Annotated in this window: 9 protein-coding genes and 1 pseudogene; all 10 read left to right on the forward strand. The window is 35.5% G+C overall.

Annotated elements, in window-relative coordinates:
- A partial coding sequence (locus B3J44_RS02240) for a sodium:solute symporter family protein (RefSeq protein ID WP_286965451.1) occupies positions 1-1644 on the forward strand: 1644 nt, incomplete at its 5' end.
- Between the two features lie 241 nt (positions 1645-1885).
- Entirely contained in the window at positions 1886-2851 is a 966-nt protein-coding gene (locus B3J44_RS02245) for a glycoside hydrolase family 130 protein (protein WP_286965453.1), read from the forward strand.
- Between the two features lie 7 nt (positions 2852-2858).
- Positions 2859-3926 carry a carbohydrate-binding family 9-like protein gene (locus B3J44_RS02250; RefSeq protein ID WP_286965455.1) on the forward strand — a complete coding sequence of 356 codons (1068 nt, stop codon included), beginning with the start codon at positions 2859-2861 and terminating at the stop codon, positions 3924-3926.
- The gene (locus B3J44_RS02255; protein ID WP_286965457.1) at positions 3901-5019 is read left to right on the forward strand and encodes a putative glycoside hydrolase; all 1119 of its coding nucleotides are present in this window, start codon (positions 3901-3903) and stop codon (positions 5017-5019) included. The genes B3J44_RS02250 and B3J44_RS02255 overlap by 26 nt, the downstream gene beginning before the upstream one ends.
- Positions 5020-5109: 90 nt before the next feature.
- Positions 5110-6132 (forward strand): isoaspartyl peptidase/L-asparaginase family protein, encoded by a 1023-nt coding sequence (locus tag B3J44_RS02260; RefSeq protein WP_286965459.1) that lies wholly within the window; start codon positions 5110-5112, stop codon positions 6130-6132.
- Between the two features lie 234 nt (positions 6133-6366).
- A pseudogene (locus B3J44_RS02265) lies at positions 6367-8680 on the forward strand (beta-N-acetylhexosaminidase).
- Positions 8681-8834: 154 nt separating this feature from the next.
- Positions 8835-10547, forward strand: a complete 1713-nt coding sequence (locus tag B3J44_RS02275; protein WP_286965465.1) for a beta-galactosidase — start codon at positions 8835-8837, stop codon at positions 10545-10547.
- A 36-nt stretch (positions 10548-10583) separates the two neighbouring features.
- The gene (locus B3J44_RS02280; protein ID WP_286965468.1) at positions 10584-12068 is read left to right on the forward strand and encodes an alpha-L-fucosidase; all 1485 of its coding nucleotides are present in this window, start codon (positions 10584-10586) and stop codon (positions 12066-12068) included.
- 11 nt (positions 12069-12079) lie between these two features.
- Positions 12080-14320: a GH92 family glycosyl hydrolase gene (locus tag B3J44_RS02285; protein ID WP_286965470.1), complete on the forward strand. Its 2241-nt coding sequence runs from the start codon at positions 12080-12082 to the stop codon at positions 14318-14320.
- A 12-nt stretch (positions 14321-14332) separates the two neighbouring features.
- Positions 14333-15045, forward strand: a 713-nt coding sequence (locus B3J44_RS02290; RefSeq protein WP_286965472.1) for a glycoside hydrolase family 3 N-terminal domain-containing protein, incomplete at its 3' end; no start/stop codon positions are given.

Here is a 15045-nt window from a genome sequence, read left to right on the forward strand (position 1 = left end):
TGGCTTTGGCCAATCTGGAATCAAATTTTTGTCATGATGTTCCTCGCAGTCTGGATTAGAAGATCAAAAGTAATGACCGGTTCTGAATGGATTTTAACTCGTTTTGGAAGTGATAAAGCAGGAAAAGCATCGCATATTATTGTAGCGATTTTTGCTATTATTTCTACAATTGGTTTTATCGCTTATTTCTTCGTTGGAATCGGAAAATTTGTAACCATTATTCTTCCTTGGGATTTAACTGTTCACATGAACGGTTCAGTTTTCTTAACGTCTGAGCAAGCTTATGCTTTGTTAATCATTTTCTTAACAACCATTTATACCGTTAAAGGCGGAATGTTTTCTGTAGTTGCGACAGAAGTAGTACAATATATTATTATGATTGTTGCTGGAGTTTTAATCGCTGGTTATGCATTCATCAATTATACAGATATTCAGATCAATTCGGTTATTACACCAGAATGGAAGAATGTTTTCTTCGGATGGGAGTTCGAAACACAATGGAGCGATAAATTCGAAACTTTCAATAGATTAATTGACACAGAAGGTTACAAAATGTTTGGCGCTTTCATTGGAATGACTTTATTCAAAGGATTCTTCGCGAGTGTTGCAGGACCAACTCCAAGTTATGATTTACAACGTGTTCTTTCTACAAAATCTGTAAAAGAAGCGGCTTATATGAGTGGTTTCACGAACTTGATTTTATTCATTCCTAGATATTTATTAATTACAGGAATTGTAGTTATTGCTTTAGTGAATTTAGCACCAGAATTAAATGCAAACGTAAATTTAACCGGCGCGGATTTAGAATTGTTAATGCCAAAAGTCGTAAATCTTTATATCCCAGTTGGAATTAAAGGAATTCTTCTTGCAGGTTTATTAGCGGCGTTCATGTCTGGATTCTCGGCTTTCGTAAATGCAGGACCAGCTTATATCGTAAATGATATTTATAAAAAATATTTCAAGCCAGTTGCTTCAAATAAACATTATATCAAAGTAAGTCAGATTTCATCTTTCTTAGTGGTTGGTTTAGGAGTTTTCATGGGATTCTTCGCAGATTCAATTAACTCATTAACACTTTGGATTACAAGTGCTTTGTACGGAGGTTACGTTGCAGCCAACTTCTTAAAATGGATTTGGTGGCGTTTCAACGGATGGGGTTATTTCTGGGGAATGGTTGGTGGATTAATCGCGGCTTCTCTTCAATTTATTTTAGACCAAAGCAAAGGAAATCTAGCACCTGGAACATTCTTGCATGATCTTTCGCAAGTGCCGTCCATTTACTTATTTCCATTAATTTTCGGAATGTCAATATTAGGTTGTCTTTTAGGAACTTACTTAAGCAAACCAACTGATATGGAAGTCCTAAAATCTTTCTACAGCAATGTTAGACCTTGGGGATTCTGGACTCCAGTTTACAAACAATTAAAAGCGGAAGATCAATCTTTCCAAAAAAATAATGATTTCTATCTAGATATGATGAATTGTGTAATTGGTATTGTATGGCAGTCAAGTATGATTCTGCTTCCAATTTATTTCATCATTAGAGATTATCCAAAAGCGGGTGTGGCTTTGGTAGTTTTCTTAGTGACAACTACAGTGTTGAAGTTTACTTGGCTGGATAGAGTTCGTAAGATAGAAGAATAATACGTGTAGCAACTTTGTCAAAGTTTCAAACTTTGACAAAGTTTTACCATACAGTTTGTCATTTCGACGAAGGAGAAATCTTCGCAAAAAGCTCCATCTCGTAAGTTGCCAATCTTTGTAGAGTTACTCGTGGAGATTTCTCCTTCGTCGAAATGACAAAACTGTGTGTGATAGTTCAAAACAACAGTCACAAACAAAAGTATAAAAGAATAAAAAAACTAATAAATAAAAAAAACAAAAAATGAGTACTATTCCTTGGCAAGACAGACCCGAAAACAGTAAAGATGTAATGTGGAGATATTCTGAGAATCCAATTATCGACAGATATTCGATTCCTTCATCAAACAGTATATTCAATAGTGCAGTTGTACCTTTTGGAGACGGATATGCTGGGGTTTTCAGATGTGATAACAAAGCGGTTCAGATGAATATTTTTGCTGGTTTCAGTAAAGATGGTATCAATTGGGACATCAATCACGAACCAATTGAGATGAAATCTGGAAATACAGAAATGATCGAATCCGCTTATAAATATGATCCTCGTGTGGTTTGGATCGAAGATCGTTACTGGATTACTTGGTGTAACGGTTACAACGGACCAACAATTGGTATTGGTTATACTTTTGACTTTAAAGAATTTTTCCAATGTGAAAATGCCTTTTTACCATTCAACAGAAACGGAGTTTTATTTCCACAAAAAATTAATGGTAAATACGCAATGTTAAGCCGTCCAAGTGACAACGGACACACGCCATTTGGAGATATTTGGATTAGCTATAGCCCAGATATGAAATATTGGGGAGAACACAGATTGGTGATGAAACCAAGTCCGTTTGAGCAAAGCGCTTGGCAGTGTACAAAAGTGGGAGCAGGACCAATTCCAATTTTAACTGAAGAAGGTTGGTTAATGATATACCACGGAGTTATTAATACTTGCAATGGTTTCCGTTATGCAATGGGTTCAGCACTTTTAGATGTTGATTCGCCAGATCAAGTAAAATACAGAACACAGCCTTATTTATTAGGACCTGCAGAGACTTATGAAATGGTTGGAGATGTTCCAAACGTAGTTTTCCCTTGTGCAGCTTTACACGATTTTGAAGAAGATAAATTAGCAGTTTATTACGGTGCTGCAGATACTCACGTAGCAATCGCTTTCGGAAAAATAAGTGAAGTAATTCAATTTACAAAAGATAATAGTTTATAATATAAAGATGCATAGTAGAAGTATTTTATTGTCCCTTGCCGTTTTTTTTGTTGGTTTGATGGGTTATGCGCAATCTGAAAAAGAGGTTACACCAAAAAGTTATATTGCCTATAAAACTTCAAAAGAAATTGTTATTGACGGAGACGGCGCAGATAAAGACTGGGAAAAAGCATCTTGGACAACACCTTTTGTCGACATAGAAGGCGTTGAAACTCCAAAATACAAGACTCAAGTCAAAATGTTATGGGACGATAAATACTACTATATCCTGGCAAAAATGGAAGAGCCTCATGTTTGGGCAAATCTAAAACAACGCGATACTATTATTTTTTATAATAATGATTTTGAGGTTTTTATCGATCCAGATAATGATACTCACAATTATTATGAATTGGAAATAAACGCATTAAATACTGCTTGGGATTTATTTATCAATAAACCTTACCGCGAAAAAAACACGGTTTTAAACGATTGGAATATCGACGGATTAAAATCGGCGGTAAAAGTCGACGGGACTTTGAATAATGCTTCAGATACTGATAAAGGCTGGACATTAGAAATTGCTATTCCGTGGTCGGTTTATAAAACATCTTATTTTGATGATATTGTTCCGAAAGATAAATTTTGGAGAGTCAATTTCTCTCGTGTAAATTGGCAACATGATATTGTTGATGGAAAATATGAACGCAAAAAAGATAAAGAAGGAAAATTTCTCCCAGAATACAATTGGGTTTGGTCGCCTATGGGAGTGATAAATATGCATGAGCCCGAAAAATGGGCTTATGTATACTTCTCTTCAAAAGAAAGCGATGACAAATTTTCAATTCCGCAGGAAGAAAAAGTAAAATGGGAACTTTATACGTTGTACCGTGCTCAAAAGAGATATTTCGATAAAAATAAATCTTGGGCAAAATCACTACAAAGTATCAGTAAAAAAAATATAGTTGTTGATGGAAAAGTTTTAAAACCAGTTTTAGAAAATCATTCATCAGGATTTAATATCTTGGTAAAGAGTCCTTTTTCAAACAAAACCTTAATAATTAAAGAAGATGGTAAAATTATTACGAACGAATAAATTTCAGAACTTTTCAAAGATTGTAGTTTTGGCGCTTTCGCTGAGTTTATTCTCGTGCCGACAAAAAGATGCTAAAGCAGAAGAAAACGGGAAATTCACTTTTGGAGTCTGGACAACTGCTGATGCTAAAAAATCGGATGCAGATTATTCAAAAGAATTCAAAAAATACAAAGATGGCGGAATTGATGAAGTTTTAATTAACACACAAACCGATCCGAAACTATTAGCAAGATTAGTTCCGCTTGCAAAAAAAGAAGGACTAAAAGTACACGCTTGGATTATGGCTATGAATCGTCCAAATGATTCAATCGCTTTACAGCATCCAGATTGGTATCAAGTAAGTAAAGAAGGAAAATCTTGTTTTGATAACCGTCCGTATGTAGATTATTACCAATGGCTTTGCCCAACTAAAGAAGAATCCAGAAACCACGTTTTAGGTTTGGTTGAAGGTTTAGCAAAAGTAGAAGGAATCGAAAGCGTACATTTAGATTACATTCGTTTCCCAGATATTTTCCTGCCAATTAGTTTATTACCAAAATATAACTTGGTTCAAGATGTAGAATTACCACAATTTGATTTCTGTTATTGTGATGCCTGCGTAAGCAAATTCGAAAAAGAACATCACAAAAATCCAAAAAATAGCCACAACACTTCAATTGATATGGAGTGGAAAAATTTCAGATTAAATGCAGTAAAAGCGGTTGTGGACGATGCGTATAAAATCGGACACAAATACAATAAAAAATTAACGGCAGCAGTATTTCCTTATCCAGAAATGGCAGATCACATGGTGCGCCAGCGTTGGGATAAATGGAATATTGATGAAGTTTACCCAATGATTTATCACAGTTTTTATGATGAAGAAATTGACTGGGTTGGTTACGCAACAAAACAAGGCGTAGCCGATTTAGAAGGAAAACCAACGAAAGTAAATACAGGAATTTACATTCCAGGTTTAAAATCGGATGCAGAATTGAAAGAAGCGATTTTGCTGGCTAAGAAAAATGGCGCAACAGGGGTTTCATTTTTTGACGGAAATGCCTTATCGGATAGTAATTTAAAAACAATTGCAGCCGTAAAATCGGCCTTGTAGTCGATTTTACTGGGATTAAAAATTATTACTGATTAAATTAGCAACATTAAGAACATTTTGTTTCTCAAAGTTGAATTAAAACCAAAAGACATGTCAAATAGAAGAGATTTTATTAAGAAAACCACTTTAGGCACTTTAGCCATAAGTTCTGTTTTGGGCGTAAGCGGATTTGCTGCCAATCATGAAAATGAAGAAACAGCAGAACCAAAAGAAAAAAAGCAGATCAAACCAATTATTATTTCGACATGGAATCACGGTTTGCCTGCGAATAAAGAATCTTGGAAAAACCTAAAAGAAGGAAAATCAGCTTTAGATGCAATCGAAGCTGGAATGAAAATACCTGAAGCAGATCCGAATGTTCGTAGCGTTGGTTACGGAGGATATCCAGATCGTGAAGGAAAAGTAACTCTTGATGCCTGTATTATGGATCATAATAGTAATTGCGGTTCTGTTTGTTTCCTAGAAGGAATTATGCACCCCATTTCTGTTGCAAAAAGAGTATTGCAAAATACGCCCCATGTGATGTTAGCAGGACAAGGAGCGAAACAATTTGCTTTATCAGAAGGATTTAAAGAAGAAAATCTTTTGACTCCTGAATCTGAAAAAGACTGGAAAAAATGGCTGGAAGAATCAAAATACAAACCAGTTATCAATATAGAAAATCACGATACCATAAGCATGCTAATGTTAGACCAAGATGGCAACCTTTCTGGCGGATGTACCACGAGCGGTGCAGCTTGGAAAATGCACGGACGCGTCGGTGACTCCCCAATAATCGGCGCGGGTCTTTTCTTGGACAACGAAGTTGGAGCTGCAGCGGCAACTGGCTTGGGAGAAGCGGTTATTAGAACTGCCGGAAGTGCCATGGTTGTCGAATTAATGCGTCAGGGAAAATCTCCTTATGATGCTTGTAAAGAAATTACAGAACGTATTTACAACAAACATAAAAACCATAAAGACATGGAATACCTACAAGTTGGTTTTATTGCTTTGAATAAAAATGGTGAATACGCAGGTTACAGTTTAAGATCAGGATTTAATTTCGCCGTTTCTGATGATGTAAAAGGACATAGAATGGAAGACGCGAAATTTAAAATGTCTTGGGAGAAATAATTATTATGTTTAGAACTTTGTCAAAGTTTCAAACTTTGACAAAGTTTTATGACACAGTTTTGTCATTCCGAGGAACGAGGAATCACACTTGGGATTCGACAAAGATTAGCGACATTCTGTGACGAGTCTCTAGTGTGATTTCTCCTTTCAGTCGAAATGACAAACTAAACTAAAAAAAACTATCTCACTTTTTCTTTCAATAAAGGATTAAGAAGAGAAACCAAAAAACAAAGAATGAAAAAATTACTATTCCTATTAACCGTTATCACTTCAATTTTCTCGGCTAACGCGCAGAAAGTTTACACGGAAAGTGATATACGTATCATTCCGAAACCGAGTCAGACTCTGATAAAAACAGGTGTTTTTGAATTCACAAAAGACACAAAATTTGTAGTAAACGGTGATTTCCAAAAAGATGCTGCAAATGCTTTGGCTTCTAAATTTGGGACTGCTGCAGGATGGAAACCAGAAGTGACTACAAAAGCGCCTGCGAGTAATTATGTTTTATTAAAAACAGATCCAAACTTAAAGAATGAAGCTTACGTTTTAGATGTAAATCCGACTAATATTATTATTTCTGCAAAAGGGAATAATGGTTTTCTATACGCTTTAGAAAGTATCAGACAATTACTTCCTGAAGCAATTGAAAGTCAGTTTGCAATTACTTCTGCAAAATGGCAGATTCCAAGTTTGACTATTAATGATGAACCTCGTTTTAAATGGAGAGGTTTAATGTTGGATTTTTCACGTCATTTCTTTGATAAAAATTATGTTTTAGCGACAATCGATCGTTTGGCAGCGCATAAAATGAACGTTTTGCACATGCATTTAGTTGACGATCAAGGCTGGAGAATCGAAATTAAAAAATATCCAAAACTAACAGAGGTTGGTGCATGGAGAGTAGATCAGGAAAACAGAAGCTGGAACGCTAGATTGACTACAAATCCTGACGAAAAAGGAACTTATGGTGGATTCTTCACGCAAGAAGAATTAAAAGAAATCGTAAAATACGCAGCAACAAAAGGAATTGAAGTAATTCCAGAAATTGAAATGCCAGCACACGTAAGCAGTGCAATTGCTTCTTATCCAGAATTGGCTTGTTTTGAGCAGAGAATTGGAGTTCCTTCTGGAGGAGTTTGGCCTTTAACAGATATTTACTGTGCAGGTAAAGAAAATACGTTTGAGTTTTTACAGAATGTTTTAGACGAAGTAATGGCAATTTTTCCTTCAAAATATGTTCATATTGGAGGTGATGAAGCGACTAAAACCAATTGGGCAAAATGTCCGCACTGCCAAAAAAGAATTAAAGACGAACACTTAAAAAGTGTAGCAGAATTACAAAGCTATTTCGTCAAACGTATTGAAAAATATGTTAATTCTAAAGGTAAAAAACTAATCGGTTGGGACGAAGTATTGGAAGGCGGATTAAATCCTAGTGCAACAATTATGTGCTGGAGAGGCGAGAAAATCGGTGCAGAAGCGGCTAAACAAGGCCACGATGTGATTATGTCTCCAGAATCTCCTTGTTATTTTAACTTCTATCAAGGACCTCAAAATGAAGAACCTTTAGCCTTTGATGCTTATAATCCGTTGAATAAAGTATATCAGTTTGATCCAGTTGTACAAGGAATGACTCCTGAAGAAGCTTCGCATATTTTAGGCGGACAAGCCAATTTGTGGGCAGAACATATCGCTGGTCCAAAAGATTCTGAATATATGATTTTTCCAAGATTAGCTGCTTTATCAGAGACTTTATGGAGTCCGAAAGAGAAACGCAATTGGAACGATTTTACATCGAGATTGTTCTCAATGTTTAAACGTTACGATTATCAGGGATTAAATTATGCAAAAAGCGCTTATTTGGTAACGGCTTCTTCTACAGCAGATTTGGCAAATAAACAAGTGAAAGTGGAATTGAAAAATGAATTTCCAAATCCAGATATCCGCTATGTTTTAGGAAACCAAAGCATCGATCACCATGCTATAAAATATACCAGCTCCAATTGAAATTGCAGCAACTACAGTTTTAAAAGCTTCTTTATTTCAAGACGAAAAACCAGTTGGAAAAACATTTACTGATACTATTGTTTTCCATAAAGGATTTGCGAAAAAAGTAAAATACTTAACGCCTTTTAATGAGAATTATAAGGGAGATGCTAATACTATGGTAAATGCCATTCGCGGAAGTAAAAATTTTCATGACGGACAATGGCAAGCTTGGTTGGTTAATGATATGGAATTGGTAATTGATCTTGAAAAAGTAGAAAGTATTGAGCAAGTATCAGTTGGAGCTTTAGAAAGTCAAGGCGCAGGAGTTAATTTCCCAATTCAAGTAAAAGTTTTAATTTCTACTGATGGAATTAAATATACGCAAGTTGGAAAAATAACACGTCCGTATGCAGCAAATCCAGTTCCGGAGTTGAAAGATTTCAAAATCAATTTCCAAAAACAAAATGCACGTTTTGTAAAAGTAATCGGTGGCAACTTAAAGAAAAGTCCAAAAGGAGAAAGCTCTTGGTTATTTGTCGATGAGATTTTGGTGAATTAAATATTTTAAAAAATGAATAAGATATTATTTAAACTCGGTGTATTATTGATTTGCGTGATGCCGTTTTTTACGAAAGGCGCAAACCAAAGGATTTTCTATATCTAATGGAGAATTTCAAAAAGATGGGAAAATTATAAAAATACATTCAGGAGAAATGCACTATGAGCGTATTCCTAAAGAGTATTGGAGACATCGATTGCAAATGATTAAAGCGATGGGATTGAATACTGTGGCAACTTATGTGTTTTGGAATTATCATGAAATTGAGCCGGGTGTATGGGATTTTAAAACAGGAAATAGAGATTTGGCAGAGTTTTTACGCATTGCTAAAAGTGAAGGATTATATGTAATTCTTAGACCAGGTCCGTATGCATGTGGTGAATGGGAGTTTGGAGGCTACCCTTGGTGGTTGCAAAACAATCCAGATTTAGTAATTCGTACCAATAATAAAGCATTTTTAGAAGCTTGTAAAACGTATCTGGAAAATTTGTATGCAGTAGTAAAAGGAAATTTTGCTAATCAAGGAGGCCCAATTATTATGGTTCAGGCTGAAAATGAATTTGGTTCTTATGTTTCTCAAAGAACCGATATTAGTGCTGAAGATCATAAAGCATACAAAACTGCAATTTATAATATGCTTAAAGAAACTGGATTTCCAGAACCTTTTTTTACTTCTGATGGTGCTTGGCTGTTTGAAGGTGGTATGGTTGAAGGCGTGTTGCCAACTGCAAATGGAGAATCAAATATAGAGAATTTAAAAAAACAGGTTGATAAATACCACAAAGGGCAAGGGCCTTACATGGTCGCAGAGTTTTATTCTGGCTGGCTGGATCATTGGGCAGAACCATTTATTAAAATTGGATCAGAAGAGATTGCAAGTCAGACTAAAAAGTATCTTGATGCAGGTGTTTCTTTTAATTATTATATGGTGCACGGCGGTACTAATTTCGGATTTACTTCTGGAGCAAATTATAATGAAGAAATGGATATTCAGCCTGATATTACAAGCTATGATTATGATGCTCCAATTAGTGAAGCAGGTTGGGCAACACCAAAATATATGGCAATACGTGAAGTAATGCAAAAGTATTCTAAAACAAAATTAGCACCAATTCCTGAGAAAATACCAGTTACAAAATATCCTAATCAGCCTGTCAAATCAAGTATGGATGTTTTAAGCTGGATTAAAAAAGAAAAAGCGGTTGTAAATGATCAGCCTTTAACATTTGAAAAATTAAGTCAGGGAAATGGATATGTTTTGTATCGAAAAAGATTTACGCAGCCAATTTCTTCTGGCAAATTGAAAATTGAGGGATTGAGAGACTTTGCTACCGTTTATGTAAATGGAGTTAAGGTGGGTGAATTGAATAGAGTTTTCAATAATTACGAGCTGACAGTTTCTATTCCTTTCAACGGCATTTTAGAAATTCTTGTTGAAAATATGGGACGTATTAATTACGGAGCTGAAATTGTACATAATACTAAAGGTATTATTTCTCCTGTATTCATTAATGAATATGAAATTAGTGGTGGTTGGGAAATGTATAAAATGCCAATGAGTGAAGTGCCAGTTATTAAAAACGAAACGATAAAATCGGGACGTCCAGTTTTATATGAATCTACAGTAAACATTGAGAAACCAGCCGATACTTTTCTTGATATGACCAATTGGGGAAAAGGAATTGTATTTGTTAACGGACACAATCTTGGACGCTACTGGAAAGTAGGCCCGCAGCAAACGCTATACGTACCAGGTTGTTGCTTGAACAAAGGTGAAAATAAGTTTGTTGTATTGGAGCAACTTAACGAAAACACTCCAAAAGAATTAACTTTTACAGATCAACCGATACTTGATAAACTAAACTAAAAAACAAAGAATAATAAATTATAAATTAGATCAAAGATGAAAAAAGGAATATTCATAATCGCCCTTTTATTTTCAGCTCAGATATTCGCTCAGGCGATTTATGAAGATGAAAGATACGTACCAGAAACAGATCCGTTAGTTTTGAAAAACTTAGACGAATGGCAAGGCAAAAAATTTGGTTTGCTAATGCACTGGGGAACTTATAGCCAGTGGGGTATTGTAGAATCTTGGTCTATTTGTCCTGAAGATTATGGATGGTGTGAACGTAAAAAAGGAAGTAATCCATCTAATTATAATGACTATATTAAAGATTACGAAGGATTAAGAAAGACTTTTAATCCTGTAAAATTCGACCCTGCAAAATGGGCAAAAGCGGCTAAATATGCTGGAATGAAATACATGGTTTTTACCACCAAACACCATGATGGTTTCAATATGTACGATACTAAATATTCTGATTACAAGATTACTAGTAAAGATGTTCCTTTTCATACCAACCCGAAAGCAGATGTTCTAAAAGAGATTTTCAATTCTTTTAGAGGCGAAGGGATTTCAACAGGAGCTTATTTCTCTAAGCCAGACTGGCATAACGAAAACTACTGGGATCCATATTTTCCGCCATTCGACAGAAACGTAAACTACGATCCGTCTTTATATCCAGAAAAATGGCAGAAATATGTTGATTTCACGCACAACCAAATCTTAGAAATTCTTTCTAATTACGGTAAAGTAGATATCTTATGGTTAGATGGAGGATGGGTTAGAAAAAGAGATCAAGTAAACATCAAAGAAAACTACGACGAGAAGTTTACAGAAAACGAATCTAAAAATGGTTTCATCAAACACAGAGTAGTAGATCAAGATCCTAAAATGGATGAATTGGTAATTAAAGCGCGTCAGAAACAACCAGGTTTAATTGTGGTTGATAGAGCGGTTCATGGTAAAAACCAAAACTACTTAACTCCAGAAGGACGTGTTCCTGCTAAAACTTTGCCTTATCCTTGGGAATCTTGTATTCCAGCTGGTGGTGGATGGTCTTATTCTCCAGGTGCAACATACATGACTGGTAGACAAGGAATTCATTTGCTGATTGATATTGTAGCTAAAGGCGGAAATTTATTATTAAACGTTGCTCCAAGTCCAGAAGGAGAATGGGATAAGGGAGCTTACGATTTATTACAAGCTTACGGAGATTGGATGAAAGTAAACAGCACAGCGATTTACAATACAAAACCAATCGAGCCTTACAAAGAAGAAAACATTTGTTTTACACAAAATAAAGCTGGAAATGTATTTGCATTTTATTTAGCTAAAGAAGGAGAAGACAAAATTCCTGCTGAAGTTACTGTAAAAGATATCAGTCCTAAAAAAGGAACAAAGATTACGATGTTAGGTTCTAAAACTTCTTTAAAATGGACAAAAGAAGGAAACGGATTTAAAGTAGTAATTCCAGAAAGCTTAAGAAACAATCTTCCTGCAAAAGAAGCTTGGACTTTAAAAATCGAAGCGATTAACAGATAAGAATGAAACCTATGGTTTTAAATACAAACAAATTTCAAACAGCATGTATTTTTTGCATGCTGTTTTTTAGCATTACTATTTTTGCGCAAGAACCTGCCGATTTTGTTAATCCGTTTATTGGGACTTCCAACTATGGAGCGGCTTATCCTGGACCAATTGCTCCTCGCGGAATGGCAAGTATCAGTCCGTTTAATGTGGCTGGAGTTAAAAATACACCTATGGAAAAAGACAGTCAATGGCTTTCGAATCCGTATGTGAATGAAAATACTTTTTTGACAGGATTTAGTCAAGTGAATTTAAGTGGAGTCGGCTGTCCAGAATTGGGCGTTATTTTATTGATGCCAACGACTGGAGCAGTAGAAATCGATCATTTAAAATATGGTTCTACTTATTCTAATGAAGTTGCAAAAGCTGCTTATTATAGCGTAAACATTGATAAGTACAAAGTAAAAGGCGAATTTACAGCTTCAAAACGAGTTGGGATTAGCAGATTCACTTTCCCGAAAGGGCAATCTAATATTTTGCTAAATCTTGGTTTAGGATTAACGAATGAAGAAGGTGCCATGATAAAAGTGGTTTCTTCAACAGAGATTGAAGGAATGCGTTCTGTTGGATCATTCTGTTACAATAGCCCAGAAGATGCTTATCCGGTTTATTTTGTGGCTCAATTTTCTAAACCTGCCGATAAATTCGGAGTTTGGAAAAAAACTGCGAAATACAACGGTGTCGAAGCACAATGGATGGGCTACAACGGAAAAACCAGAATGATGGAAAATACAATCAAAACCGTTGTGGGGGATAGTATTGGAAGCTATTTCACCTATAAATTCGATAAACAAGAAACGGTTGAAGTGAAGATCGGAATTTCGTACGTAAGTATCGAAAATGCTCGTGAAAACTTAGCAAAAGAAGTGGGGAACAGATCTTTTGACGCAATTTACAAGGAAACCTATAACGAATGGAACGAAGAATTGTCTAAAATTTTGGTTGAAGGTGGTACAAAAGATGAAAACACGATTTTCTACACAGCTTTGTATCACACTTTAATTCATCCAAATACTTTAAATGATATTAACGGACAATATCCCGTAATCAAAAGAAGTGAAATTCGTAAAACCAAAGATACTCGTTATACCGTATTTTCTTTGTGGGACACGTATAGAAATGTACATCCGTTAATGTCTTTGGTTTATCCAAAACAGCAATCGGATATGGTAAAAAGTATGTTGGATATGTTCGATGAAAACGGCTGGTTACCAAAATGGGAATTGAATTCCACTGAAACTTTTACCATGGTTGGAGATCCTGCAAGTATAGTAATTACAGATACTTATATGAGAGGGATTCATGATTTTGATGTTAGTAAAGCCTATTACGCAATGTTGAAGGGCGCAGATAATATTGAAAATAATCCGCTTCGTCCGGGATTGAAAGATTATATCAAAAAAGGATATTTGACAACCGATCATAGAGGTCCAGTTTCGACGACTCAGGAATACAATATTTCAGATTATTCCATTTCGCTTATGGCCAATGAATTCGGAGACAAAGACAATGTAAAACGTTTTAAAGAACGTTCTTTATCCTACAGAAAATTATTTGATAAAAACTTAAATCTGCTTCGTCCAAGAACGCCTGACGGAAAATGGTACGAGCCTTTTAATCCTGCTTCTGGAGCTAATTTTGAAGAAAATGTTGGTTTTATTGAAGGAAATGCTTGGCAGTACGCTTTTATGGTTCCGCACGACATTATCGGATTAAAGAAATTAATGGGCGGTGATCAAGCTTTTTCGGCGCAATTGCAGAAAATCTTTGATATCAAACAGTTTGATATGGCAAACGAACCAGACATTGCAAATCCTTATTTATTCAATTATGTAAAAGGCGAAGAATATAAAGCTCAGGATATGGTAAAGAAATTGGTTCAAGAATATTTTAAAAATGAACCAAAAGGATTGCCAGGAAATGACGATACAGGAACAATGTCGGCTTGGTTAGTTTATTCGATGATGGGAATTTATCCAATTTCTCCAGGAGATCCAATTTACACCATTACAGCGCCAATGTTTCATAGAGTGACGATCAAATTAGATCCAAGATATTATAAAAAAGAAAGCATTGTAATTGAAAGACAACTCAATAACGGTGGAAAAATCAATTCGATTGAGCTAAACGGAAAATCACTTAATACCTTTTTTATTTCACACGATGATTTTGTGAATGGGACAAAGCTTAAAGTGATCCAAAATTAAACACACACAACTATGTTACAATTAAGAATGAGAAAAACGGCCATTATTTTTGTAATGGCTGTTGGTTTTTTAAACCAGACCCACGCCCAGAAAAAATATCTTTATCAAGATGCAAAAGCTCCTGTTGAAGATAGAGTAAAAGACTTGTTAAGCCATATGACACTTGAAGAAAAAGTGCGTCAGATGGATATGTATAGAGGAGATTTTTTTAAGGAGAAAGAAGATTTTGCTAAAGGTAAGTCTGCTGAAAAAATCGGGAAATTGGGCATTGGAGCAATTCATGATCTTTATCCGCGTTCAGCGAAAATGATCAATGATTTGCAGACTAATGTAATCAAAGGAAACCGTTGGGGGATTCCGGCACTGATTATGTGTGAAATGCTTCACGGATATTTAGACGAAGGAAGTACTGCTTTTCCAATGAACATTGGTCTTGGAGCTACTTGGGACACTTCTGTTCTGGATAAAGTTGGAAAAGTAATTGGTATGGAAGCTAGAGCTCATGGAGTTCATTTTGGTTTTGGACCAAACTTAGATTTAGGACGCGAGCCAAGATGGGGAAGAGTTGCAGAAACTTTTGGTGAAGATGCATTTTTAAACAGTGAAATTGGTTTGGCATTCATCAAAGGATTGCAAGGAGACGATTTAAAATCGGATCGTTCTATTATTGCTGAGCCTAAACACTTCGCGGTTCACGGTATTCCACAGGCAGGAGGAAATTCTTC

This window comes from Flavobacterium sp. UBA4854 (assembly GCF_002399805.1).
Classification (GTDB): domain Bacteria; phylum Bacteroidota; class Bacteroidia; order Flavobacteriales; family Flavobacteriaceae; genus Flavobacterium; species Flavobacterium ginsengisoli.

What these genes read in the sequence shown, in the direction of transcription:
- B3J44_RS02250 (WP_286965455.1), top strand. Translation starts at nt 2,859, where the DNA reads ATGCATAGTAGAAGTATTTTATTGTCCCTTGCCGTTTTTTTTGTTGGT.
- B3J44_RS02245 (WP_286965453.1), top strand. Translation starts at nt 1,886, where the DNA reads ATGAGTACTATTCCTTGGCAAGACAGACCCGAAAACAGTAAAGATGTA.
- B3J44_RS02285 (WP_286965470.1), top strand. Translation starts at nt 12,080, where the DNA reads ATGGTTTTAAATACAAACAAATTTCAAACAGCATGTATTTTTTGCATG.
- B3J44_RS02255 (WP_286965457.1), top strand. Translation starts at nt 3,901, where the DNA reads ATGGTAAAATTATTACGAACGAATAAATTTCAGAACTTTTCAAAGATT.
- B3J44_RS02275 (WP_286965465.1), top strand. Translation starts at nt 8,835, where the DNA reads ATGCACTATGAGCGTATTCCTAAAGAGTATTGGAGACATCGATTGCAA.
- B3J44_RS02280 (WP_286965468.1), top strand. Translation starts at nt 10,584, where the DNA reads ATGAAAAAAGGAATATTCATAATCGCCCTTTTATTTTCAGCTCAGATA.
- B3J44_RS02260 (WP_286965459.1), top strand. Translation starts at nt 5,110, where the DNA reads ATGTCAAATAGAAGAGATTTTATTAAGAAAACCACTTTAGGCACTTTA.